Origin of the sequence: Sphingomonas sp. PP-CC-3A-396, assembly GCF_004343105.1 — a bacterium.
Lineage (GTDB): Bacteria > Pseudomonadota > Alphaproteobacteria > Sphingomonadales > Sphingomonadaceae > Sphingomonas.
The window spans coordinates 1-24147 of record NZ_SLYF01000014.1 but is presented as its reverse complement, the minus strand read 5'-3'; the positions used below and the strand labels follow the sequence as shown (position 1 = coordinate 24147).

Annotated in this window: 23 protein-coding genes and 1 pseudogene; 8 read left to right on the top strand and 16 right to left on the bottom strand. The window is 62.3% G+C overall.

Features of this window, described 5'->3' with window-relative positions:
- The first annotated feature begins 99 nt into the window (after nucleotides 1–99).
- Complete coding sequence (locus C8J40_RS19285; protein ID WP_165911536.1) at nucleotides 100–978, top strand: hypothetical protein; 879 nt, start codon at nucleotides 100–102, stop codon at nucleotides 976–978.
- Between the two features lie 7 nt (nucleotides 979–985).
- Nucleotides 986–1891: a glycosyltransferase family 2 protein gene (locus C8J40_RS19280; RefSeq protein WP_165911535.1), complete on the top strand. Its 906-nt coding sequence runs from the start codon at nucleotides 986–988 to the stop codon at nucleotides 1889–1891.
- Between the two features lie 7 nt (nucleotides 1892–1898).
- On the opposite strand, the gene C8J40_RS19275 is transcribed toward C8J40_RS19280, so the two are convergent.
- From C8J40_RS19275 to C8J40_RS19235, 9 genes are all read right to left on the bottom strand, one after another.
- Entirely contained in the window at nucleotides 1899–3818 is a 1920-nt protein-coding gene (locus C8J40_RS19275; RefSeq protein WP_132898403.1) for a glycosyl hydrolase family 28-related protein, read from the bottom strand.
- A 57-nt stretch (nucleotides 3819–3875) separates the two neighbouring features.
- Nucleotides 3876–4892 carry a rhamnan synthesis F family protein gene (locus tag C8J40_RS19270; protein ID WP_165911534.1) on the bottom strand — a complete coding sequence of 339 codons (1017 nt, stop codon included), beginning with the start codon at nucleotides 4890–4892 and terminating at the stop codon, nucleotides 3876–3878.
- Between the two features lie 120 nt (nucleotides 4893–5012).
- Entirely contained in the window at nucleotides 5013–5825 is an 813-nt protein-coding gene (locus C8J40_RS19265; RefSeq protein WP_132898401.1) for a 2OG-Fe(II) oxygenase, read from the bottom strand.
- Nucleotides 5826–5858: 33 nt separating this feature from the next.
- Nucleotides 5859–6956 carry a glycosyltransferase family 1 protein gene (locus C8J40_RS19260; protein ID WP_132898400.1) on the bottom strand — a complete coding sequence of 366 codons (1098 nt, stop codon included), beginning with the start codon at nucleotides 6954–6956 and terminating at the stop codon, nucleotides 5859–5861.
- Nucleotides 6957–6996: 40 nt separating this feature from the next.
- Nucleotides 6997–7869 carry a glucose-1-phosphate thymidylyltransferase RfbA gene (gene rfbA / locus C8J40_RS19255; RefSeq protein ID WP_132898399.1) on the bottom strand — a complete coding sequence of 291 codons (873 nt, stop codon included), beginning with the start codon at nucleotides 7867–7869 and terminating at the stop codon, nucleotides 6997–6999.
- Nucleotides 7866–8792, bottom strand: a complete 927-nt coding sequence (gene rfbD / locus C8J40_RS19250; RefSeq protein ID WP_207901297.1) for a dTDP-4-dehydrorhamnose reductase — start codon at nucleotides 8790–8792, stop codon at nucleotides 7866–7868. Before rfbD ends, rfbA begins: the two co-directional genes overlap by 4 nt.
- A complete protein-coding gene (rfbB, locus tag C8J40_RS19245) occupies nucleotides 8789–9844 on the bottom strand; it encodes a dTDP-glucose 4,6-dehydratase (protein ID WP_132898398.1) in 1056 nt (351 codons plus the stop codon). Before rfbB ends, rfbD begins: the two co-directional genes overlap by 4 nt.
- A gap of 11 nt (nucleotides 9845–9855) precedes the next feature.
- Nucleotides 9856–10425: a dTDP-4-dehydrorhamnose 3,5-epimerase gene (gene rfbC / locus C8J40_RS19240; protein WP_132898397.1), complete on the bottom strand. Its 570-nt coding sequence runs from the start codon at nucleotides 10423–10425 to the stop codon at nucleotides 9856–9858.
- Nucleotides 10426–10533: 108 nt separating this feature from the next.
- Complete coding sequence (locus C8J40_RS19235) at nucleotides 10534–11622, bottom strand: acyltransferase (protein WP_165911533.1); 1089 nt, start codon at nucleotides 11620–11622, stop codon at nucleotides 10534–10536.
- 159 nt (nucleotides 11623–11781) lie between these two features.
- Between C8J40_RS19235 and C8J40_RS19230 the strand changes: the two genes are divergently transcribed.
- Nucleotides 11782–12933 carry a glycosyltransferase gene (locus tag C8J40_RS19230; RefSeq protein WP_165911532.1) on the top strand — a complete coding sequence of 384 codons (1152 nt, stop codon included), beginning with the start codon at nucleotides 11782–11784 and terminating at the stop codon, nucleotides 12931–12933.
- Between the two features lie 18 nt (nucleotides 12934–12951).
- Here the strand turns inward: C8J40_RS19230 and C8J40_RS19225 are convergent, their stop codons facing one another.
- Together C8J40_RS19225 and C8J40_RS19220 are read right to left on the bottom strand one after the other, a co-directional pair.
- Nucleotides 12952–14394 (bottom strand): oligosaccharide flippase family protein, encoded by a 1443-nt coding sequence (locus C8J40_RS19225; protein WP_165911531.1) that lies wholly within the window; start codon nucleotides 14392–14394, stop codon nucleotides 12952–12954.
- A 15-nt stretch (nucleotides 14395–14409) separates the two neighbouring features.
- Nucleotides 14410–15690 (bottom strand): glycosyltransferase, encoded by a 1281-nt coding sequence (locus C8J40_RS19220; RefSeq protein WP_165911530.1) that lies wholly within the window; start codon nucleotides 15688–15690, stop codon nucleotides 14410–14412.
- 314 nt (nucleotides 15691–16004) lie between these two features.
- Between C8J40_RS19220 and gmd the strand changes: the two genes are divergently transcribed.
- Complete coding sequence (gene gmd / locus C8J40_RS19215) at nucleotides 16005–17042, top strand: GDP-mannose 4,6-dehydratase (protein ID WP_132898393.1); 1038 nt, start codon at nucleotides 16005–16007, stop codon at nucleotides 17040–17042.
- A 5-nt stretch (nucleotides 17043–17047) separates the two neighbouring features.
- On the top strand, nucleotides 17048–17893 hold the full coding sequence (locus tag C8J40_RS19210; RefSeq protein WP_207901295.1) for a GDP-mannose 4,6-dehydratase: 846 nt from the start codon (nucleotides 17048–17050) through the stop codon (nucleotides 17891–17893).
- Between the two features lie 91 nt (nucleotides 17894–17984).
- Here C8J40_RS19210 and C8J40_RS19205 read toward each other — a convergent pair whose 3' ends face one another.
- The 4 genes from C8J40_RS19205 to C8J40_RS19190 form a co-directional block, all read right to left on the bottom strand.
- Nucleotides 17985–18254: a ribbon-helix-helix domain-containing protein gene (locus C8J40_RS19205; RefSeq protein ID WP_132898391.1), complete on the bottom strand. Its 270-nt coding sequence runs from the start codon at nucleotides 18252–18254 to the stop codon at nucleotides 17985–17987.
- A complete protein-coding gene (gene parA, locus C8J40_RS19200; protein WP_132898390.1) occupies nucleotides 18251–18919 on the bottom strand; it encodes a ParA family partition ATPase in 669 nt (222 codons plus the stop codon). The genes C8J40_RS19205 and parA overlap by 4 nt, the downstream gene beginning before the upstream one ends.
- A 288-nt stretch (nucleotides 18920–19207) precedes the next feature.
- Nucleotides 19208–19993 carry a helix-turn-helix domain-containing protein gene (locus tag C8J40_RS19195; protein ID WP_132898389.1) on the bottom strand — a complete coding sequence of 262 codons (786 nt, stop codon included), beginning with the start codon at nucleotides 19991–19993 and terminating at the stop codon, nucleotides 19208–19210.
- Between the two features lie 413 nt (nucleotides 19994–20406).
- Nucleotides 20407–21420: a replication initiator protein A gene (locus tag C8J40_RS19190; RefSeq protein ID WP_132898388.1), complete on the bottom strand. Its 1014-nt coding sequence runs from the start codon at nucleotides 21418–21420 to the stop codon at nucleotides 20407–20409.
- Between the two features lie 350 nt (nucleotides 21421–21770).
- Between C8J40_RS19190 and C8J40_RS20845 the strand changes: the two genes are divergently transcribed.
- Both C8J40_RS20845 and C8J40_RS20840 read left to right on the top strand, forming a co-directional pair.
- Nucleotides 21771–23048: a sugar transferase gene (locus C8J40_RS20845; RefSeq protein WP_243693508.1), complete on the top strand. Its 1278-nt coding sequence runs from the start codon at nucleotides 21771–21773 to the stop codon at nucleotides 23046–23048.
- A gap of 67 nt (nucleotides 23049–23115) precedes the next feature.
- Nucleotides 23116–23277, top strand: a pseudogene (locus C8J40_RS20840) (IS5/IS1182 family transposase); the annotation flags it as partial.
- Between the two features lie 231 nt (nucleotides 23278–23508).
- Here C8J40_RS20840 and C8J40_RS19180 read toward each other — a convergent pair.
- Nucleotides 23509–23853 carry a hypothetical protein gene (locus tag C8J40_RS19180; RefSeq protein ID WP_132898386.1) on the bottom strand — a complete coding sequence of 115 codons (345 nt, stop codon included), beginning with the start codon at nucleotides 23851–23853 and terminating at the stop codon, nucleotides 23509–23511.
- Here C8J40_RS19180 and C8J40_RS19175 point away from each other — a divergent pair.
- A complete protein-coding gene (locus tag C8J40_RS19175; protein ID WP_132898385.1) occupies nucleotides 23828–24067 on the top strand; it encodes a hypothetical protein in 240 nt (79 codons plus the stop codon). The two genes, C8J40_RS19180 and C8J40_RS19175, sit on opposite strands and share 26 nt — an antisense overlap.
- The last annotated feature ends 80 nt before the right edge of the window (nucleotides 24068–24147 follow it).

Sequence of the window (24147 nt, the reverse complement as noted above, 5' to 3'; positions counted from 1 at the left end):
GGTTCCACCCGCCTCAAGCCGATGCGGGTTCCGCCCGTCTCGGGTCGATCCGGCGTGGCAGCATTTGCGAATGGGCAGGCGCTGGTCCAGAGCGTCGCCATGCCATCGCCCCACACCTTGCCCGTCCACCCCGTTCCGGGGACCGTGTCGCCCTGGACGTTCGAGCGGTCGCGTCCCTGGCCACGTGCCTATGCCGGTCGACTGCGCGCTATCGTCCGCAGCCTGCGTCCAGCCCCCGAACGTCGCGAACTCAAACCGGTCACGCCACGTCCACGCTGGTCGGTCTATTTCCTGTGGGCCCCCGATGGCCAACTGACCCCCGCACATCGTTTCACGCTTGCAAGGCTGCGCGAGCGCGATGCCGGACTGCTCGTCGTGGTCGCCGCGCCGACCCTGTCCCTCGTCCCTGATGCGTTGCACGATATGGTCGATGCGCTGTGGTGGAAGGCTCTGCCGGGCTATGATTTTTCGGGCTACGCGATCGGACTGCATGCGATCGCGCAAGGCGCGCCGGGCGCCGAAGTGTTCGTGATGAACGATTCCGTCATGGGTCCGTTCGGCGATTTCGAGCGCCTTCTGGCCGAAGCGCCTTGGGAGCTGAGCGGGTTCACGGCCGCATCGTTGTTCGAGAACCACATTCAGAGCTATGCCTTCCAGCTGCGTGCCGTCACGCCGTCGGTGTTGCGATCGCTCGGGTCGATCTTTCCGTTGCGCTGGCGCTTGGACCGCTTCCAGGATGTCGTCTTCGGACAGGAGACCCGCTTCGCCCGGGTTGCGAGCCGCAGGATGACGGTCGGTGCCTGGTGGTGGTACGATACGGGCCTCGGCCTCGACCTGGTGCTGAAGGAGCCCTTCGCACTGATCGAAGCAGGCTACCCATTTCTCAAACGCTCGTTTTTCGGGAAATATAGCGGCGTACAGAACCTCGAGCAGATCCATGCAACGCTGGCCGCGCTCGGTCATCCGCCTGTCGAATAGGTACCCAATGTCCTTACCTTCCCCGGCCGATCGTCTGGCTCCTCGCATCGCGATCGCCACCGTCCTCTACAACAGCGTGCCGGTACTGCCTGATTTCCTGGCATCGCTGTCGGCACAGACTGACGAAAACTGGCACTTGATCGCCATCGACAACGCCTCGTCCGACGACAGCGTGGCCATGGTCCGCGCGTGGCGCGACGACACCGTGACGGTCGTCGTAAACGACGAAAATGTCGGGTTCGCCGCAGCAACCAATCAAGGCATCGTCCTGGCTCGGGATGCCGGGTTCGACGCGGTGCTGCTGCTCAACAACGATACCGTGTTCGGTCCGGACTTCATGGCCCGCCTCGCCGATGCGTCGCAAGCGATGCCGAACGACATCCTTGCGCCCGTCGTCCTGTACGACGACGTGCCGGAACGCGCTTGGTATGCGGGGGGCAGCTTTACCTGGCGCCGCGGCGCGCTCCAGCCGCATGCCAGCGAGCACATCCCGCCTGGCGATGCGCCAAGCTGGCCAGCCGATTTCGCACCCGGTTGTGCGCTGCTGGTGCCTATCGCCGTGTTCGATCGCATCGGCCTGCTCGACGAGCAATTCTTCGTCTATTGGGAGGACGCGGATTTCTGCCTGCGCTGCAAGGCAGCGGGCATTCCCATAGCCGTGCTGCGGGCGCCGACGATCCGGCACAAGGTCAGTACCCTGACACAGGGTGAGAATTCGGATTTCTCGGTCCGGATGTATCAGGGCAACCAGATCCTGTTTCTGCGCAAGCATCTCGGAACCGCAGCGACCCTTGCCCAACTTCCCTTGCTGACCTCGAAGGCGTTGCTGCGCTACGTCGCCAGGCGCGAGCGCTGGGCGACGACGCGGCTGCGACTGACCACCATCGCTTCGGCACTCAAGACCCGAACCTGACAGCCTGTCAGGCGGCGGTCCGGCCGATATGGATCGCCTTGCGCGTTGCAGTGCCGACAACCGCTACGCCGACATGCGGGGCGCGCCAGTTCGCGCGAATGCTCAAGGCAGCCTCGTCATCGGATCGCGCGAACAAGGGCTGTAGATGGCCTTGGACGAGGCGATAGACTGCGATCGCGCGACGACCCTGGCCGTCTTCTGCCTCGACGACGATCTCGCCCTCGGTCCCTGTCAAAACGAGCGTTGCACTGGCGCCCTCGATCCGTGGCAGTTCATCGATGAAGCATTTCACGATCTCGATCCGCTCGATCTCGATCTCTTGCCCATTGTTGCTGCGCCCAAGGTAAAAGCCATGCCGGTCCGGCGACGCAGCGGGCACGACCATGTCCCAGCTGAAGCGCGCGAAGCGGGGCGATAGCGTGAAGGACTGCGGGGCACTGCCCCCAGCGCCCAGCGCGCCGATCGTCAATGCCTCCTGCCCGGCGACCGTGCGGGCGGTCAGGACACAGCGATAGCGATGCCCTGGCATGAACCGCTCGTCGTTGGGGGCAAAAGAGAAGGACGCCCGCGATGGCAGGCCGTTCAGCATCACGATACGGTTGCCGCGCGCCATGACGAAGCGATGCGCCTCGTCGCCGAACAGGACAGGACCGAACATGCTGCAATTGGTCCCGTCGATCGCCGAGGCCAGATCGGTATTCGTGGCATAGCCGTTCCAGCGACCAAAGCCGGGGGAGCGGAAGGCGAAGGCGCAGGTGTTGATCTCGTTGAAGAGGAACGGCACCGCATCGGCGTTACGGCCACGTTGATCGACCAGTTTGAGGTAAACGGCGCCGGCGGATACCGGCTCGCCGGTCGTGCCGGGGTCGACGATTTCGCCCCATGTCTGCCCGAACGGCTCATAGCGATAGACGAAGTCGCGCGCGTATTTGACGCCGTCGATCCGGTTGTTCGCCACGATCGTGGTAAACCGCTCGCCACCGCGGTTGACGCCCAGATGCGGCGCATCGATCGAGGAGGCATCGATAAACCCTGTAAAGCTTCGTACCGAGGCATCGGACGCTCCGGTGAAGCCATGCTCGAGATAATTGTCGCGAATACGCGCGTGGCGCGCCGAAGACTTGACGAAGATGCAGGCGTCGCTGCCCGCCTGGAGCAGATCATTGTGTTCGACGAGATTCTGCGACCCGAACGATTCAACCGACAGATCCAGAACGTGATAGCGGCTCGCCAGGACCGACCGATTGCGGCGGACAGCATTGAGGTCGCAGCCCTGGAGAAGGATGTTGGTCGAAAACCCTTCGATATCGCACTCCTCGATCGCGCCATCGAACATCTTCGTCCATGCGATCCCGGTACCGGTGCCACGATCGCGGGCGACGATCGTGCAACCGCGCACCAGGGGCGAAACGCCGTAAGGGATATTCGAACGGGCACCATCGCCGATCTGGCCGCGCTCTGGATCGTTGAAACGGATGGGAAAATCAGCGGACAGGAACAGGTTGGCGATCATCGGCATCGGCTGCCGCCCCATCGCCGTATCCTGCGTATACCATAGGCAGCCTCCGCCAGGCGTCGTATTGACGATCGCAGCACCGGTGCCCGATCCGACCCGCGCAAGCCCCGCGACGATCTGACCAGGCTTCAACTGAAGCGCGCGTGTAATCCGAAAACGCCCTTCGGGAATGATGACGGGTAGCCCCGTATCGAGACACGCCTGCAGCGCGGCGGTGTCGTCGGTCGTCATGTCGCCCTTCGCCCCGAAGGCGGCTGGCGTGGCGATCCTGCCCGAAAGCGCCGCAAACTGTCCGGCAGGCCCCTGCCCGACCTTTGCCCCGTCCTGTCCCCGCACGGCAGAGGAACTCAGCACCGACCCCGCCACCATGGTTAGGATCAGGTTCCTGCGCGTCGCTGCGATCTCATCCACACTAAAAGTCCATCGTTCGAGGTAAGGGCATTCGTCGGTCGATTCGGCGCAGGCTCGCTATGGTGCCCGCCGGCGCAAGCCGCGCACGGATTTGCGCACGACCTTGCCTGCGGTCTCGATCAGGAAATAGCCGGCCGTATTGACGGCTGCTGCGATCGGACGCCTCGTAAAGGCGTGATCGCGCGCAATAAAACTTTGCATTTCAGGCCAGTAGGTAGGGTAGCGATCAACCGACCAGACGAGCCTCTCCCATACGTTACCCGCCCGCGCAGGAGAAAAACGACGAAGATCCTTGGCAATGGCCTCTGCCAGTACGGGATTGCGTGGTTCGACGACCGCACGCCAGTGCGTGGCCGATCCGACCCGCACAGGATCGAAGCGCAAGAGATCGACTTTGATGAACGGCATCTTCTGCTGCACGACCAGGTATCGCCAGATCAGATGGCTGGGATTGATCGGCCGATGCCGGACGATTGGTCCGGCTTGTCCTAGATCGTAAGCGGCATGGCGGACGAACCCAGCCGCATCGAGCACTCTGGTCAGACCAACTTCTCGCGCAAGTACGATCGCGTCCTTGTCGAGCGAGAGATCTACCGGTGCGCTCATGAAATCGCGGAACGTCGCCGAATTGTAGACGGCAGGACGCAACAGCAGGAACCAACTCTGGAGATGCGGGGCATGCTCGCGGCTCTCGATCGCGCCATAGACGTCGGCAGGCACGGCGGTCAGCCGGTCGACAAAGGCCGTGAGCGACGTGATCGGCGCATAGACGCTATCGTTGGCGAGCAGCAGGAACTCAGCCTCGAGTGGCAGGAACCGACGTACCGCCTCGCTCCATCCTCCGAAGTCGAGCCCTGCATTTGCGCGCATCACCAGCGTGTGGCAATGCCCACGCAACCGGGCCTGCACAGCCTCGTCCAGTGTCGCACTCGACAGGACGACCACCGAAAACCCCGCTTCGGCAAGCGCATCCAGGTACAGAAGCACATGATCGGCGACATCACCGAACCGATCATAATGCGCAAAGAAGCAGACACGCCGTGCGTGCCGCAGATCAGATGCGGCCGTCGTCATGTCCATCGCTCCTCAATATTCCTGCCAGAAGCACGGCTCGACCGTCGGCAACGCGCGATCAAGACCTCGACCGACGGCCACGGCTCGCAACCGCATGACCGTCGGTGCAGGCAGTTCGGCCTATCGCTTGTACACGTGTGGGTTTTCGACGACGCCGTCGGACTTGACCTTGCGGACCAGCATCCGGGTCGCGGAATCCGCCCGCAACACCAGATCGCGCACGCGCTGTTCGGGACGTCCGCGGAACGACGTGACGTGGAAGCTGTCGTCTTCGCGCAGCGCCTCGTCGGCGAAATAATAGTTGGAGACGCAGCAACGGAACCGGTCGACCGCGATCGGACTGACCGAATGCCAGGACTTGCCGTGCGTCGCCATCACCGCCAGCCGGTTGAACCGACTTTCGACCGTGATCGGTTCACCGCCGACGCCGTTGGGCCAGAGCTCGAGGTTGCCGCCATTCTCGCGCTTCCAATCGGGCGCGACATAATAGAGCAGGTTCAGGACACGCCAGCGTTCGCGATCCTTGTCGTGCGAATTGTCGAGATGGGGATTGAGGAACTGGTCCTTGCCCATCATCGATATGCCGCCCGCATAGAGATGCTCGTCCGGATAGGCCGAAGCCATGCCGCAGACCTGCTTGACCAGCTCGACCACACCGGGATCCTGAAAGGCGTAGATCGCTTCTTCGAGGATCGGATCATACTGATCCATCTGCGCGGCGATGTATTTATACTCACGCAGGCTCTTCTTCAGCTTCATCCCCTCGGGGCTGGGAAACTGATCGTGGATCGCGTGTGCGACACTCTCGGGCAACAGGTCGTCGACGTAGAAATAGCCGATATTGCCTGACGTCCGTCGAAACTGGGCCTGGATATCGTCGAAGGACTCGCTCAGCCGGTTCCTGACGATTTCTGCGATCTGATTACGGTTCATGCGCTTCACCATCTGTGTTGCCGACCGGATAGGTCAGCGCCGGAGACACCGCAAGTCAGGAGCGACGCTCAGTAGCGCCGTATCGAACTGCCGACCGACCGCTTCGGCACTGTAGCGATCGAGCACATCGCGTCGCGCCGGCGACGCAGCGAGCGCCGGGCTACGCGCTTCGATCGCATCAAAGGCCCCTGCCCAAGCGGCATTATCGCCCAGCGTCACGAAAATCGCAGCCTCGCCCAGGACCTCACGGTGGACCGGGATATCGGACACGATCGGCAGCGTACCGCGTGCCAGCGCCTCGAGGGGTGGCAGGCCGAAACCCTCGATCGTCGACGGATAGAGCAATGCCGCAGCCTGGCGATAGAGCAGATCGAGCTCGGCTTCCGCCACGAACGGCAGAAATTCGACGTTGGTCTCCAGCCCCATCTCGCGGACACGTGCGCGGATACGATCGCCATAATATCCCGTCGCCCCGACGATCTTCAGCACGTAACGGTCCGACCACAAGGCCGCGACCTTCAGTATCTCTTCGATGTTCTTATGCGGCAGGTGGCATCCCACAACGAGGAGAAAATCCCGCTTGTCGGCTGGGCGAGCGATTTGCACGTCGCGGCAATCGAAGACGTTGGGAACGACGAAAACCTTGCCTTCGTCGATATCGAAAAAATTCAGCACCTCACGCTTCGTGAATTCCGAGACGACGAACACCGCGCGTGACCGGGCGATCAAGCGCGGCATCACCGATTTGAAGAACTGCGTCTGGCGGGGAAAATTGTCCGGAAAATGAAGCGCGATCAGATCGTGGATCGTGACGATCTGGTTCTTCGTGTTGAAAAAGCCGTGATGGGTCGGGCTGTAGACGAAGTCGCCCTTCCTGAAGGGACCCTTCAGATAGAAAAGCTGCCGCTGGACGAGGCCGAACAGGTGCGCCAGCCGCGATCGCTTCTTCTTGCCCATCGCGACGGATGCGGGAACGGCGATGCGCACTACGCCTTCGGGAAGAGCAAGATAGGGCGGCGCGATGACGCTGCAGTCATACCTGCGCACGATATGGTCGCAGATACGTGTCGCATAGCTACCGAGCCCGGTCGGGTGCGCCGCCACGCTGGACATATTGACGACGAACCTCATCGGGTCGCGCCGGACACGGTAGCCTTCTTCGCCATCAGCGTCAGGACGTTGTGTCGACGGCGTTCAGGATTGCGCGGCCATACGCCGTTTTCTTGAACATCTCACCGCGTGCGCGCGCCTGATCGGCGGTGATGAAGCCCTGTTCGAACGCGATTTCCTCCAGGCAAGCGACTTGGATGCCCTGCCGGTGCTGGATCGTGCGGACGAACTCGCTCGCCTCAAGCAGGCTGTCGTGCGTGCCGGTGTCGAGCCAGGCATAGCCGCGGCCCATCTGTTCGACGAACAGGTCGCCGGCGTCCATGTAGAGGCGGTTGAGATCGGTGATCTCGAGCTCGCCACGAGGGCTCGGCTTCAAATCGCGCGCGAACTGGACGACGCGGTTGTCGTAAAAATACAGGCCGGTGACCGCATGGTGCGACTTGGGCTTTGCCGGCTTTTCCTCGAGGCTGATCGCCTTGCCGCCCTCACCGAACTCGACCACGCCGTAGCGCTCGGGATCCTCGACGCGGTACGAGAACACCGTCGCGCCACCCTTGCGTGCGACCGCGCTCGCCAAGAGGTCCGTCAGGTGTGCGCCGAAGAAGATGTTGTCGCCGAGCACCAGCGCGACGTCGTCGTCGCCGATGAAGTCCGCGCCGATCGTGAAAGCCTGGGCGAGACCCTCGGGGCGTGGCTGTTCGACATAGGAAATCGCCAGGCCGAATGCCGAGCCGTCCTCGAACAGGCGGCGATAATTATCGATATATTCGGGGCTCGAGATGATCAGGATATCGCGGATGCCGGCGAGCATGAGCACCGACAGCGGATAATAGATCATCGGCTTGTCGTAGACCGGCAGCAGCTGCTTGTTCACGGCGAGCGTCGCCGGATGGAGCCGCGTACCCGAGCCGCCTGCGAGAATGATGCCCTTCATTGGGAGATGTCCTTCTTGGGGGCCCCGAGCAGTTCGTCAAGGATATTGCCGAGCGCGGTCTGCCACGCCGATGGATGGATGCCGTAGTCGCGGGTGATCGCGTCATGGCTGAGCAGCGAATTGGCGGGGCGCGTGGCCGGCGTCGGGTATTCACTGGTCGGAATGCCCTCGACCTCGGCGCTGGCCCCGCCTCGCGCTGCGCTCTGCGCGAAGATTTCGCGCGCGAAGCCGGCCCAGGTGACCGCGCCGGCGTTGCTGAAATGGTAGGTGCCGGTAGGGGCGGCGGGATCTTCGACGAGGCGCATCGCGATCGTCGCCAATGCAGCTGCAAGATCGATCGCGGACGTTGGGCTGCCGCGCTGGTCGTCGACCACGCGCAATGTCGGGTTGGTCGCGCCGACGCGAAGCATCGTCTTGATGAAGTTGTTGCCGTGCGCGCTGACCACCCAGGCGGTCCGGACGATCGCGTGGCGTGTGCCCGAGGTCCGCACCGCAAGCTCGCCCCCAAGCTTCGACGCGCCGTACACCCCGAGCGGCGCGACCGGATCGTTTACGTCCCACGCGCCATCGCGGGCACCGTCGAAGACGTAATCGGTCGAGACCTGGACGATCGGTATGCCGGCCTTCGCGCAAGCCTCCGCGAACGCCGCGGGTGCCACCGCGTTGACCGCCCAGGCGGTGACGATGTCGCTCTCGGCCTTGTCGACCGCGGTATAGGCGCCGGCCGAGATCACCGCTGCCCAAGGCTGGCCACCGATGCCTTGGGCGACCATCGCAGCGATCGCGGCGGTATCGCGCAAGTCGAGCTCGTCGATGTCGATCGCGGTGACCGCCCAGCCGTCGGGCCAGGCGTAGCGCTTCAGCTCGGTGCCGAGCTGGCCATTCCCGCCAGTGACGAGAATCCGCTTCACGCTATCGCTCATACCGAAAGCCCGCGACGTTGATCCGCCTTGTGCTCGGCGACGATCGCCTGCCACCAGTCCTGGTTGTCGAGATACCAGGCGACGGTCTTCTCGATCCCGGTCTCGAACGTCTCGATCGGCTCCCAGCCGAGCTCGTCCTTGATCCGGGTCGCGTCGATCGCATAGCGCTTGTCGTGGCCGGGGCGGTCGGCGACGTAGGTGATCTGCGTCGCATAGGACTGGCCATCGGCGCGCGGGCGCAGCCGGTCGAGGATCGCGCAGACGGTCTTCACGACCTCGAGGTTCTGCTTCTCGTTATTCCCGCCGACATTATAGGTCCGGCCGGGCTCGCCCTTTTCGAACACCGCATGCAGCGCGCGGACGTGATCCTCTACGTACAGCCAGTCGCGGACCTGGTCGCCCTTGCCGTAGACCGGCAGGTCGGCGCCGGCAAGCGCCTTGACGATCATCAGCGGGACCAGCTTTTCAGGGAAGTGATACGGTCCGTAATTGTTCGAGCAGTTGGTGATCAGCACCGGCAGCCCGAAGGTGTGGCCCCACGCGCTGACGAGATGGTCGGATCCCGCCTTCGACGCCGAATAGGGCGAACGCGGGTCGTAGGGCGTGTCCTCGGTGAACAGCCCGGTGTCGCCGAGCGAGCCGTACACCTCGTCCGTCGAGATATGATGGAAGCGGAAGCTCTTGCGTGCCGTCTCGTCGAGCGACAGCCAATAGGCGCGGGCCTCGGCCAGCATCGTGTAGGTGCCGACGACGTTGGTCTGGACGAACGCGCCGGGGCCGTCGATCGAGCGGTCGACATGGCTCTCGGCCGCGAGATGCGTGATCACGTCGGGCTTGAATTCGGCGATCGCCGCGCGGACGGCGTCGGCATTACAGATGTCGCCTTGGACGAACCGGTAGCGGTTCGAACTCGCGACGCGCTCGACCGTCGTCAGCGTACCGGCATAGGTCAGCTTGTCGAAGTTGAGCACTTCGTGGCTGGTGTTTTCCATCAGGTGACGGACAAGGGCCGAACCAATGAAGCCGGCCCCGCCGGTGACTAAAATACGCATTGATCTGTCCTTCAGACAAGCGGGCCGAGCGGGCGGCCGTCATAGGGGAATGGGCTGTCAAAATCGGCGAGCAGCGGCTGGTCCTGGTCCTTCGCGCTCAGTTCGGGGACGGTGCCGGCCGGCATCGGCCAGTCGATGCCGATCGCCGGGTCGTCCCAGCGGATACCGCCATCGGAATCGGGTGCGTAGGTGTCGGAGCATTTATACGTCACTTCGCAATCGGGCTCGAGCGTCACGAAGCCGTGCGCAAAACCGATCGTGATAAAGAGCTGATGCCCGTTCTCGGCGGACAATTCGGCACCAACCCAGTGCCCATAGGTCGGTGAGCCCTTGCGGATATCGACCGCGACGTCGAAGATCCGGCCGCGGACACAGCGCACCAGCTTGTCCTGCCCACGCGGCGGAGTCTGGAAATGCAGACCGCGCAGCGTGAAGGCAGGGACCGACAACGAATGATTGTCCTGGACGAAGGTGCAGGTGATGCCGAGCTTTTCGAAGGCGGGGACCGAATAGACTTCGGTAAACCAGCCGCGCGGATCACCGAACCGGCGAGGCTTGATCAATTGGACAGGGGAACGCATTGGCGCGGGATAGGTCCTCGCCCGCCCGCCTGCAATAATAGATTGGCGTTGCCGCGCCGCTTGACCGCGCGCCGGGCGGGGCAATCCCGGCGGGGCGGGGCCGTTGCGCTAGAGCGGGCGGGTCGACGCGTCCGCCGTGTGGTCGCGCGACAGGGGCAGCATGCGGTGCGCGATCGCGCGGCGGGTCATCCAGTCGCGCAACGGGCCGTCATAGAAGCGATCGACGAACGCGCAGCCGAGAAGGAAGATCGCGATCGTCGCCCAGCCGGCGAGCTGGACGCCGGGCCCGGACAGCAGCTTGGGCAGCGTGAGGATGACAATGCCGACGGGATATTGCAGGACATAGACGGGGTAGGACAGCCGTCCGAGCACGCGAAAGACTCGTCGGGTGAGATCCCCGTTCGGCTCCATATAGGCGCCGGCCGCGACCAGCGCCGGGAACAACGCGACGATGACCAGCCATTGTCCCCAGACGCCGACCGGCAGGACGAGCGCGGTGGCGAGCACCGCCAGGATCGCGAGCGGACCGAGCGCACCGTCGCGGCTTTTGTCGGCACGGCTGATCCGCGCGATGAGGACACCGCAGAAAAAGGCGAAGCTGACCCGCAAAAGGCCGCCAAGCGCTTCCCCCTGCATCGCGCCCAGTTCGAGAGTCCCGCCGGTCGCGATCAGGATCGCGAGGCCCGCGGCCGCCAGCACGACGATCGCGATCAGTTTACGGATCGAGAGATATGGCAGGACGAGCGCATAGACCAGATTGGCGAGCAGCTCGAACACCAGCGACCAGCCGGGCGGGTTGAGCGGAACGAGATAGCCGATATCGACCCAGCGAAACGCCGGCACGAACAGGAGATTGGGGAGAGTCGCCGCGATATCCATCAGCGTCACGTCATGCCGCCACACGTGGAGGGCCAGCAGAAACCCCAGCCCTGCGAGGCAGCCGAGCGCATAAATCGGCCAGAGCCTGATGAACCGCACCAGCATGAAGCGTCCGGCGGACATGTGCGTCGCCAGCCGCGCGGCATAGGCGCGATCGATGACCAGCCCGCTGAGCATGAAGAACATGTCGACCGCCAACCAGCCATGCTGGGGCCAGAACGCCCCCGACAATAGCGGGTTATGGTACAAGACGACCAGCAGAGCGGCCAATCCGCGCAACCCGTCCAGCGTGGTGTATATGCGCCGGCCGGAAGACATGCGCAGTCCTCTACGGTGCGGATCGGTCGGCAGCAACCCGGCTGCGGGGTTCGATTTCGGCTTCCGTGCGCCGTACAAAACGATCAATTGGCCCGCGACGGACCCGCGCCGCCCGCTTTGCGCGTTATGTCCCGCGCCGGTGAACCTGAAGGAACTTGCATGCTTGCTGCCCCCGCCGTCAGCGACGCCCCCGTCGCCAGCAAGGGCGCGATTCGGATCGCGATCGACGTCCGTCCGCTCAGCGGCGCGCCGTGCGGCTATACGATCTATCTCTGCTCGGTGATCGAATGCCTGCGCAAAGGCGATTTCGCGCTGACTTTGCTCAGCAACCAGCCGCTGCTGCCGCATTATACCGAGGTCGCAGGCCTCGACATGCGGGTGTTCGGCGACCAGGGGCCGCTGCGCTGGGAACAGCGCGCTCTGCCGCGTCATCTCGCCGGCAGCGACTATGACGTGTATTTTACCGGCGCCAATCGCGGCATCCCGCTGCGCAAGGCCGGGCATGTCCGCTACGTGCTAGGGCTGCTCGACGTCATTCCCTACCTGTTCTTTCGCCACTATCATCTGCGCCACTGGAAAAGGCTGTTGCGGCATCCATCGGCCAATGCCGAGACCGTGGCGCAGTTGATCGCGGTCGCGCGGGCGGATGCGATCCTGACGATCTCACAACAGAGCGCGATCGACATCCGCCGCGTCTTCCATCGCCGCGACGTCACCGCGTGCCTGATCCGGTTGAAGGATGTCGACCGGCAGGCGCCGGTCGCGCCGCGCGATCAGTTCGTCTATGTCGGGGGCGTCGATTTTCGCAAGAAGGTCAATGTCCTGCTCGAGGGCTTTGCCCGGTTCGTGCGCGATCACCCGGACTATCGGCTCGTGCTGGTCGGCTCGAACTATGCCGCGCTGCAGCCGCAGATCGACGCGCTCGCGCTCGGCGAGCGCGTGGTCCTGACCGGCTATGTCGACCACGACACCAAGTTCCGCATCCTGAGCGAGAGCCGCGCGATGGTCTATCCGTCGCTTTACGAAGGCTACGGCATGGCGATCGCCGAAGGATTCCAGGCCGGCATCCCGGTGATCGCCGGGTTCGGCGGATCGCAGGCCGAAGTGGGGGGTCGCGGTGCTCGCTTGATCGACCCGTCATCGGCAGAGGATATCGCTGCGGCAATGGCAGAAATGCTCGATCCGGAGACGCGCGCAAACTGGGTCGATCAGGGCCAAAAGCAGTTCCAGCGGCTCACCGACCCTGCGATCGAAACCACCCTGATCGACTATTTTGTCAAACAGGGGCACTTGGCCCGACGGCGGTCCTAGCCACGCAGATACCAAGCGTCAGACGGTCGCGCGGGTTTGCGAAAACCGCCGCCACACGATGATCATCTCGTCGTATAGGGGATGTCGCATGACGATGATGGTGCCGAACCACAACGCGATGCCGAGGATTCCAACGCCTGCCACGACCGGAAGCGGCGTGCGCGGCGACCAGTCGTAGAAGATCATAGTCGCCAGCGCCGGCAACACCGCCATGATCGTCAATATGCCGCTGTCGCGATAGACTTTCGGGATCGCATAGCGGTCGAGCTGGGCAAGTCGCCGGACATGGGGATAATAGAGCACGAGACCGATCAGCGCATCGACGATCTTGGCCAGCGCCGCGGCTAGAATACTGAACATGCAGCCGATCACGAAGATCGGCACGCCCAGCACCAGCCGCGCGACTTCGTAGCGTGCTTGGCGTCCGGTCTCGCCGCGCAGCACGAACAGCTCCCAGTTCATCCCGAACGCCACGCCGAAGAACTGCGCGACCAGCAACGCCGAGAGCGGCAGCGCAGCCGGCAGCCATTGCTCTCCGTAGAGGATGAAGACTACGGGACGCGAAAGAATGGCAAGACCGATCAGGAACGGCCACATGAACGCGGTGATCATCGCGAAACTGCGCAGATAGGTGCCCCGCCAGTCACCGCCCTCGCGGTAATCCTTGGAAAGCTGGACGAACACGACGCGCGTGACGGTGCCGTACAGATTCTCGAAGATGATCCCCGAAAGATTCGACGCGCGGCCATAGAGACCCAGTGCCGCCACGCCTAAGATACGGCCAAGCAGCAGGTCGGAAAGCTTTCCGGTTATCATCGCGACGCCACTTACCGACATCATCTGCAGACCGAAGGTCGTGATTGGCCGCCATTGCGCGAGCGACGGGCGAAACCCGATATGATGGCGGCCGAAGATTTGGGTCAGCAGCGTGACCGCGATCCCCGAAACAAGGGCTGCATAGGCCGGGCTCATATAGCTCGCGCCGAGCAGCGCGAACGTGATGGTCGCGCTCGTCTGGACGGAGATGTTGGTCAGGCTGATGATCGACAGCTGCTTGAACTGCATTTCGCGCTGCAGCATCGCGGAGGGTCTGAAGTTAACGATGGCCAGCAGATTGCTGAGCGCGACGATCCGCAGCACGCTGCCCGCCTGCGGGGCTCCCAATAACGGCCCTGTCGCAAAGCTCAGCCCCGCCAGCAGGATCGTGAGGCACAATACGAGGATGGCATTGACGGTGAAGGCAGCTTCGAGCGTCTCGGTCGGGAGTTCGGCTTCGCGGACGATGAAGGACGCGATCCCGAAGGTCGTGAAGACCTGGATGAGCCCCAGCGCCGCCATCGCGATGGCGTAGATGCCGACCTCACGCGGCGACAACAGTCTCGAGACAACGATCAGGCCACCGAACTGGACCACGAACGCGATAAACTGGCCCGAAAAGGTCCAGGCAAGGGAACGCCGCACTGACATCATCGCGCCTTAGCGTATCGTGCGTGAAAAAGGCACGCCATGCGCACCACGCGGCCGATCGTCCTGCTCCAGAACGTCCTGCAGAACGGTGTCGAACGCCTTCTGTGAGAAGCAGCGCGTCACATGCGCGGTGCCATGATCGCGCGCAGCCTGCCACGCTAGATGATCGGTGTAGAGACGTGCGCAGTCTTGTGCGAACTGCCGTGCGTCTGTGTCTTCCGCCTGTAAATCCTGCGGCCGGGTTCCCTTCGACGATACGCGGCCGCCAAGCGCCAGCTGTTCTGCCAGCAACGGCGTGACGACACAGGGAATACCCTCCCCCATCGCCTCCACGACCTTCAATGGAATGCCGGCAGCGTAGCGGGTTGGTGCCACGAATACCCGGCAACGATCATAGACGGGCTGAAGATCTTCAACCACGCCGTGCAGGACGACGCGCTGGGAGGTGAGTGCTTCGATCTCCGCGGACTCTATCCGACCAACGACGTGCAACCGGTAGGCGGTGCCGATAAGGCGGTCGAGAATGGGCATGACCGCGCTCACAAACCAGATGACGGAATCGATGTTGGGAGACTGGGACGACGATCCGGTCAGCCGGCCGACGAACAAAAAATCCTGTCGGTCGCCGAACGACGCGGTGTCCGTTCGGACGGCGACTGGATGCGGCAGAACGAAGACCGGCATGTCGAGTACGGATCGGATGGTGGTCGCATCCCCCTCGCCCACCGCAGTCACGGCGTCGGCGGTGCGCGCGACCTCGAGTTCGTCGGCGATCGCAGCCTTATAGTCCTGGTCCGACCAAGGCGTATCGAACAGCGCTCGCCGATAGGCTTCGCGCGGCGCCAGCACGGCTTCGGCATCGTAGACGACTTGGATGGGGTGATCCGCAGCGGGCTGCCAGCGCGCCTGCACGAACGCCGCCATCGGCATCGGCCTGCTGACGAACAGCGCATCGAAATTCGCGCCATGCGTCCAGAGCAAACGGCGCAGACCCCGCGCACCGGCACCCGGATGGAACAGGACCGCGCCTGCGAAGGTCGTCGTCATCCGCTCGATATCGGCCGGCGACGATCGCATCGGATAGAAGCTAACACGATGCCCCGCCATCACCAGTGACTGCACAATGGCGAAGGCGCGAGGATAGCCTGCGCCGAACAGGGGGTCGGGCACGAGATCATCGATCATCAAGACGTGCTTCTTTTGGGTTCGGGCAGGATGGCGGCGTCTGCGTACGATGCCCTGATAGGCTGCCTTGCCGTATGCCAGGACATCCTTGACGCCCTCGACCACGTTGGCCCGCCACAGTCTCGCATTCACGCTCATCGAAATCGTAACCTCGGCAATGCACCTACCCATCATCTCGGATCATCGAACATGTCGCGAGAGGCGATGGTATCGGCCACTGCCGATGGCGGCGTCTATCGCAGGATAGGCGTGGGAGCCAGCATGGCCGAGCGATACCGATTGGGGTGCATGTCGAGCATGCGGACGGGATCGAATATGCTCGCTTTCTGGATATTCGCACAACCTGCCTCTAAGCGGTGTTCATCCACCCCTCTTCAGTATCGTTGCCCTCCACCTTCGGGCCGTCAGCAGGAACAAACATGACGAAATCTGCCATTGTCACCGGGATCAGCGGTCAGGACGGCGCCTATCTGGCCGAGAACCTCCTCAACCGGGGGTATACGGTGTTCGGCACCTATCGGCGCACGAGTTCGGTCAATTTCTGGCGGATCGACGAACTGGGCATCACCAACCATCCCAATCTCAAGCTTGTCGAATATGACCTGACCGACATGGGATCCGCCATTCGCCTGATCGAAGCCTCCGAGGCGACCGAGATCTATAACCTCGCGGCACAGAGCTTCGTCGGCGTCTCGTTCGACCAGCCGATCACCACCGGGCAGATTACCGGGCTGGGCGCTGCGTATCTTCTCGAGGCGATCCGTACGGTGAACCGCGACATCCGCTTCTATCAGGCCTCCACCTCGGAGATGTTCGGCAAGGTCCAGGCGATACCGCAGCGCGAGGATACCCCGTTCTATCCACGCAGTCCGTACGGCGTCGCCAAGCTCTATGCGCATTGGCTGACAGTCAACTACCGGGAAAGCTTCGGTATTTTCGGAACCAGTGGTATCCTGTTCAATCATGAGTCTCCGCTGCGGGGGCGTGAGTTCGTCACCCGCAAGATCACCGATACGGTCGCCAAGATCGCCCAGGGGAAAGCGGAGATCCTCGAACTCGGCAATCTCGATGCCAAGCGCGACTGGGGATATGCCAAGGATTATGTCGAGGGCATGCGGCTCATGCTCCAGCACGATATCCCCGATACCTTCGTCCTCGCGACCAATCGGACCGAGACGGTGCGGACCTTCGTCGAACTCGCCTTTGCCCAGGTCGGCGTCGCCATCGACTGGTCGGGTGTCGACGAGCAGGAGATCGGCCGCGATCGCAAGGACGGCCGCACGCTGGTGCGGATCAACCCCGATTTCTATCGCCCGGCAGAGGTCGAACTGCTGATCGGCGACGCGACCAAGGCGCGGGACGATCTGGGTTGGGAGCCCGCCGTGCAGCTCGAGGAGCTCGCGGCGTTGATGGTCGAGGCGGACATGCGCCGCAACGCGGCAGGCTGGTCGTTCTGATGCGGGTGGCGTTGACGGGAGCCGACGGCTTTACCGGCCGGTTCGTGGTCGATGCGCTCGCTGCCAGCGGCGTCGAGTGCATCGCGCTGTCGGCCGACCTGTGCGACGCGACCGCGGTCGAGCGTGCCGTCGACGCCACCGACTTCGATCGGGTCATCCATCTGGCGGCACGCGCGTTCGTGGATGCAGCCGATTGGCGCGCCTTCTACGCCGTCAACCAGATCGGCACGTTCAACCTTCTCGATGCGGTCGCACGCCACAAACCCAGCGCGCGATGCGTCCTGGCCAGCAGTGCGCAGGTCTATGGCCCCGGCGCGCAGGGTCTGATCGACGAGCAAGCCATTGCCAATCCGGCCAATCACTACGCCATTAGCAAGCACGCGATGGAGCTGGGAGCCGCGCTGTGGAAGGATCGGCTCGATATCGTCGTCGCCAGGCCGTTCAACTATACCGGCGTCGGTCAGGCTACCGAATATCTGGTGCCGAAACTGGTCGATCATTTCCGGCGACGCGCACCGATCATCGAATTGGGCAACAGCTGGGTCAAACGCGATTTCGGTGACGTCCGATCGGTTGCGCAGGCCTATGCGGGGCTGGTTCTGGAGGCTGATGTCCCCCCGGTGGTGAACATCTGCACCGGAACCGTCTCGTCGATCGACGATATCCTGGCGATGCTGACTACGCTTAGCGGCCATAGCGTCGAGGTCCGCATCAATCCGGCCTTCGTCCGGGCAAACGACGTTCCAGTCCTGGGCGGGGACGCGACGGTGTTGCGCAGCGCCGTTCCCGCTTGGCAACCGCGCCCGCTGATCGACACGCTGGCGTGGATGTACGGGCACGCGTCCGATTAAGTCTGACTGCGCTGGCGCCACGATCGTCTCGCCGGCGTCGAAGGACTCCTTTCCGCGCCCTGCCCTCGGCGCCCAGCGAGACCTCTTCGGATCAGTCGCCGATCGGACTCTCGCCGTGTTTGCGAAGCACGTCGTTGAACGCCTCGGCCATCAGTGCCTGCAGGCTCCTGCCCTGACGTCTGGCCAGCGTATGCATTGCGAACGACATTTCGGGGCTGAAGAAGCCGGCGACCTGTTTGCGGCCTTGCCGACTGGCGGGACCGGTCGTGGCGCCCTGCCCTCCGACTGGCGACGACGGCGATACGGCGGGTTCGGGTATCGTACGATCGCGCAGATTGGCGAAAGAGGGTTTGCGGCTCATGCTGCGAGTTTTCCCTTGCGAGCGTTTTTCTTGTCCTGTGTCGACATGCCTACTTGTCGGCATGTCCACTCGTAGAAGTGTCGAATGTCTTCGGCTGCCTTACCGCTGGGCTCGAACTCCATGACGGTGCGACCTTCGGCACTGGCATGACGGAATGCGGCTCGGTCGGGAATCTGGACGGGACAGGCGGGCGTACCAAAACTCATGACCAGATCCCCTGCCTCCTGATACATGCGTGGGGCATTGGGCGAACCGGCCGTGAACACGACAAAGGCAGGTTTGCGTAACAGCTGTACGAGTTTCGCCGTCGTCTGAATCGCCGACAGATCGAACGCGCTTGGTCGGCACGGGATCAGCACAAGGTCGGCGATCTCGACCGCAGCCCGTGCGGCAGTGTCGGCATGCGGCGGGGTGTCGATGACGATGAAATCCGCCCCCTGCCCTTTTGCCTGCGCTACCTTCGCAGCCAGTCGTGGTGGTGGGCTGTCGATCACCTCGGGTGGTGCGTCCTGTCGCCAGGCCGCCCATTGGCTAGCCGTAGCTTGCGGGTCGGTATCGATGATGAGCGCCACACGGCCGGCGTCGTGAGCGGCTGCAGCAAGATGCAGTGCGAGCGTGGTTTTGCCAGCCCCACCCTTCTGGCTGATAATTGCAATAGTCGGCATGTCGAACTCCCTACATGTCTACATGGGTTCACCGGGCGTGTTTTGGCAAGCACTAATGACGATTACCGACGGCGAACGATTGGATTCTGCTCTCCTGCTGTCGACACATGGATCTGTCGACATCGGTGGTATGAATAACCGCACTCACCGCTTGCTCCAGCTAGGGAGCATGTGACGGCGTAGCCGGCACTTCCACATTTGGCTGACAGGTTTCTGTGGTGATTTTTTGTCCGGTCTCTGTCTGTTTCTGCGTGCTAGCCGACCAGGCTGTTTCGAAATGATTGTTAATCATATTAAGTGGGTATGCGGTTGAGGACCGTTTTGAGACTCGCGTTCCAATCGATCGATGCCGGCCCCGAGCTTCTCCAGCATCTTGCCCAACGGCCCTCCTACCGTGACTTTGGCGAGATCCCGGCACGACAGCCCTGCCCTCATGCGGGCCATGTCGGCAGCACGATCGTTTTCCTGTTGCGCCACATCGTCCGGCAGCGGCGCTGGGCGCATCCAGCGTGGCAGATAGGCAAGTACGCTCTGCGGCAGAGTGGGCCGGTACACATTGGATGTTTGCCGATAGCGAGGTCCAGGCCCCTCGGCTTCGATCCGCTTGAAACGACGCTGGCGGACGAGAAACCCGAGATTCTCGAGGATACGCAGCGTGCGTGCGATCGTCGCGCGGCCAAGGCTCGTCGCACCCGACAGATGATCATAGCTCGGGAAGACCTGACCGCGGTTCAGTCGTGCCAGCGTAAGGATTTCTTCGTAAACGCGCACCGCCGCAGCCGTCAGCGCGGCGATGCGCCGCTCGACAACGGTTAGTGTCCGCACGCCGCTACGGGCCTCTCGGCGCAGTTGGCGACCTGCATCGAGCGTTCGCCTCGCTATCCGTAGCAGCTTATCGGTCTCGCCTTTGGCGGGAACCATGAAGAACATGTCTTCGAACGTCCCCGCCTCGATGCTGTCCCGCAGCACGGGCGCACCGGTCCGGTGGGGCGTTCCACACCTTGAAGGCTTACGAGTTCCCGTCATGGAGCCGAGCGCCCGCAGCGTGGCTTGGCCCAAGGTAAAAACAGTCATCTTCCGTCCCCCGTCAGGGGCTGGGACCAAGGCAAAAAGGGGCGTGGCGCGAAACGCGCATCCTTGAACCGCTGGACGATCCAGGCTATATGAAGAGAGCTTGATGAGCTCCAGAATCGACGTTTGGCGACGTCGCTTCATTCTAACCTTGGGATGCCCGGCCTCGTGCCGGGCTTTCCTTTATGGGGTCACAGCCGCTCCATTATCGATTGCGCCGACAACAGCGCCGACATCGCTCGATTTTTGCAGCAAATCGTCGGAAACAAAAGCGTCCGCGGTTCGTGCTTTCGAGTATCAATTACGAATAACTATACATTTACGCGCTGGAACTTCGTGCTTTCGAGTATCAATTCCTCGCTGCATTCGTGCTTTCGAGTAGAATTTATTCGGAACTTCGTGCTTTCGGGTATCAATTAAATGGGATCATCCGAATCGGAATTCTCTGATTCGGATGATGACCGCGACGATGCTTCCGCGGTCGCCAGAACCGTGCGCGACAGCGCAGACGAGACCCCATCGGTAAGTTGCGCGGGACGTCGGGTGATCACCACCCGGACCGGGTTGGACTTGCGTCCGCGTCGAACCGTATCGACGACGTCCGGGTCGCTGACCGTCTCCACCAGTTCAAGACGATAGTCGGGAATTGTATCGGCCGCGACGATTTGCCGCAGTGCCGCACGAAAATTCGCAAGGGGGTTCTGATATCCGATCTGCAACCGGAAGGTCGCGAGATCGATCTCGAACCCTTCTCCATCGGCAGTGGACCGTGCGACTTCGTATATCCGCCGCTCGATAGGACCAAGTTGAAAATACGTAGTCGCATAGTCCAGTACGTGGCGATCAAGAAGAATTGCGCGAAAAAGCCAATCGCATAGGCGTACTTTAACGGCCTTAAGACGACGCTCTCCGGCACGCGTCTTGTTATAATGAAGCTTTGCCTCCGACAGCCAGGAGAAGAAGCCCTCCTCACCCTCTCCACCGGCTTCTATATTGGTCTTGATCTGCGTGCCTTGCAGCCTTTCAAGCGCTTCTGACAGCCGCCCATATGAGCGTGCGCTGTGATTGCTGCCTGTAACGCTGAACAGATCGTGCGCGGTGAAAACGAAATCCTGCGCGACGTCGTCGCCAGCCTCAAGCTTCGCCGCCATCAAGCTGGCGATATAAAGCACGATCTCCTTGTCGTAGATCGTCGCCACGCCGCCTGCGCTTGGCCGAACCTCGATCGTGACGGTATCGGTCTGGTAGCTGAGCGGCTTCATCCAGGCATTTTTGCTGAGGGCGAAAAATGGGAACGCCATCAGCGAACGCTCGCCTCGGATCTCGCCGTAAAGCGGGCTGTCGAGCAGAAACAGCTCTCCCTGGGGAATCCGTGAGGGAAGGATCGGCTTGCCGTCCTTGGGGCGTTTTACGGGAGGTGTACGGGTCATCGGCTATTCCTACTCGAAAGCACGAACTTTTAGCATCCCGCCTCGTAGCAAACAGGGTCAGTGCCCTGTCTGCACCCTCCACTTCGTGCTTTCGGGTAGAAATTGCTTAGAGAGGATAGTCCGAATTCCGACCGTGCTATGTCCGTTACGTCGCCCTCGTTGCGCCTTGCCAACGCAGGGGTGAAATGTCGTTGATATGCGCCTAAAGGCTCCAGGCTGAGTATCTTCCGGCTCTGTCGTCGGAAAATGGATAGTGACACTTGCGTATGGCGACAACACATGACGAAATAAGCCGGACGGCCTGGCATGCACCGGCAGCGGTACTCCGCATGCGCTCGATCGGGTGCCTCATGCTCGGTGATATCGTTGCGATCGTCTCGGGGTTCTTGCTGACCTGGCTCGGTCGCGCCGATTTCGTTGTCAGTCGGACACCGCTTTTCATGATCGTGCTGGTACCCGTTTATCTCGTCGTCGCAGCCAGCGCCGATGCATTCGACACGCGCAGCCTGCGCGACCCGGTCATCGCGATCAAGAAAAGCTGGTACGCACTCGCCGTGACGCTCGCTTTGGTGGTCATCGCCGCTTTTTATCTGCGCTCGGCACAAGATTTCTCGCGCATCATGATCGGGTTCGGCTCCGCCTTTGCCTTCGCACTGACGGGTATCATGCGATGGCTGCTAATCCCCCGCCTCCCCCAGATCGTTGGCGGCAATCCCTTCAGTATCGCCCTGATCCGTGACGGTGATGCGCCCATGCCCTCAGGAGAATTCTCGATCACGCTTACCGGCTTCACGCTGGATTCCGATCATCACGACCCGGTCATGTACGATAAACTTGCCGTGGCGTTGTCTGCCATGGACCGCGTCGTCGTCGCCTGTCCGCCCGAGCGCCGTCAGGCCTGGGCACGGGCGTTGCGGGGCGCCAATATCCAAGGCGAGATCGACATGCCCGAACTTGCCGTGCTGCGCCCACGCGGCATTGGTCCTGATCATGACGCGCCGTCACTGATCGTCGCCGTCGGACCGCTCAATCTGGTCGATCAAATCATCAAGCGCGTTTTCGACATCGTCGTGGCAGGGATAGCCTTGATCGTTCTCGCGCTCGTCATGGCTGCAGTAGCGCTGTGGGTCCGTTACGACAGCCCCGGGCCGATACTGTTCGAACAGACACGGATCGGCCGTTCCAACCGCATGTTTCGGATGTTCAAGTTCCGCAGCATGAAATCACCCGACCATGCCGGCCACCATTCCGCCTCGCGCGACGATGATCGTGTAACGCGCTGTGGCCGCTTCATCCGCCGGACGTCGCTGGACGAACTACCGCAGCTCTTCAACGTCCTAGGTGGCAGCATGAGCATCGTCGGACCGCGCCCGCATGCGTTGGGTTCGCGTGCCAACGACAAGCTGTTTTGGGAGGTCGACGACCGGTACTGGGATCGCCACGCGGCCAAACCCGGATTGACGGGCTTGGCGCAGATCCGCGGTTATCGCGGTGCTACCCTGTTCGAAGACGACCTGCGCAACCGCGTCGATGCCGACCTTGAATACCTGACCGACTGGACGATCTGGCGCGACCTCAAGATTATCTTCCTGACGGTCCGCGTGCTTTGGCACCGCAACGCTTACTAGTCCACGTGTCGACATGTAGTCATGTCGCGAACCAGGGTCGGGACCTGTGATCGGAAAGGCGCGATCTTTCGTCAATCTCAACGGGTTACGCTGGTGCGATGCGTCCCAAGGACTACGGTCCACGCAAGACGCTCTACAATCGTTGGGAGCGTAGAGCGGGCGAGGTCTTTTGATCTGTATGATGGAGGGGCTGGCAGCCGCAGGCATTCCGCACAAGACGGCCATCGTCTGGCGGCACATGCTCTTAGCCGGTCGGCAAACCGTTAGGCAGGTTCGGGTCAATGCAACGACACGGGTCAGCCAGACATTGACCGGCACGACTCGACATGGCAGGCGCCTGCTTGGCTGTCGGTAAATTTTGGCGCCGATGGCCGCCTAGCGGAGGACTGGCGCCTGAGGATCGCTCAGACCGCGGGACTGGCGTAGCTCATGGTATCCGCCGCTGATGCAGCCGCTCAGATCAGCTCTGATCCCATACCACAATCGTCAGCATCTCGTCGTAGGGGCATAGTGCCAACATGTCTCGTCTGATGGTGACCTCACGCGGGCGGCGCATCAGCACGTCCTCCCCCGATGGCGGCTCCTCGCCGAGAAGCAACGGCACGACTGATCCGGCGGGTGCCGTATAGAGATTGGGGTATCCACCCATTTTCAAACATCGCGCCTTCCCGCGTTCCACCAATTCCTCGATCCAGTTGGTGCCAATTGCGCCGACTTTCCAGTTCGCCAGCACCGCGTCGCGATCAAGCTTTAGCGGGTAATCTTCGGGAGCCTGCCGAATGATGGTGATCGACCAGCCTGCCATAACTACCTCCTGTTTCCAGCCTTCATATGCGCCAGGGCGTCATCGCACGGGTGACCTGCTTATCGATTTCGACAGCTCCGCGTTTGCGACATTACAGTCCGGTACGGAGTCGCAGCAGCTGCAGAACGAGCACGTCAATTCCGACGGCTATGAGCAGGCTATCGCGTATCCGGAAATGGCGTCGGAGGTTCACCACAGCGTAAGCGCGGCCTGAAGCCCGCCTTGTTGGCGGAGCAGCCTGAACAGCGACGGATCTGCCAAATGCGAAAACAAGCGTTACAAACAGTTCGCTTC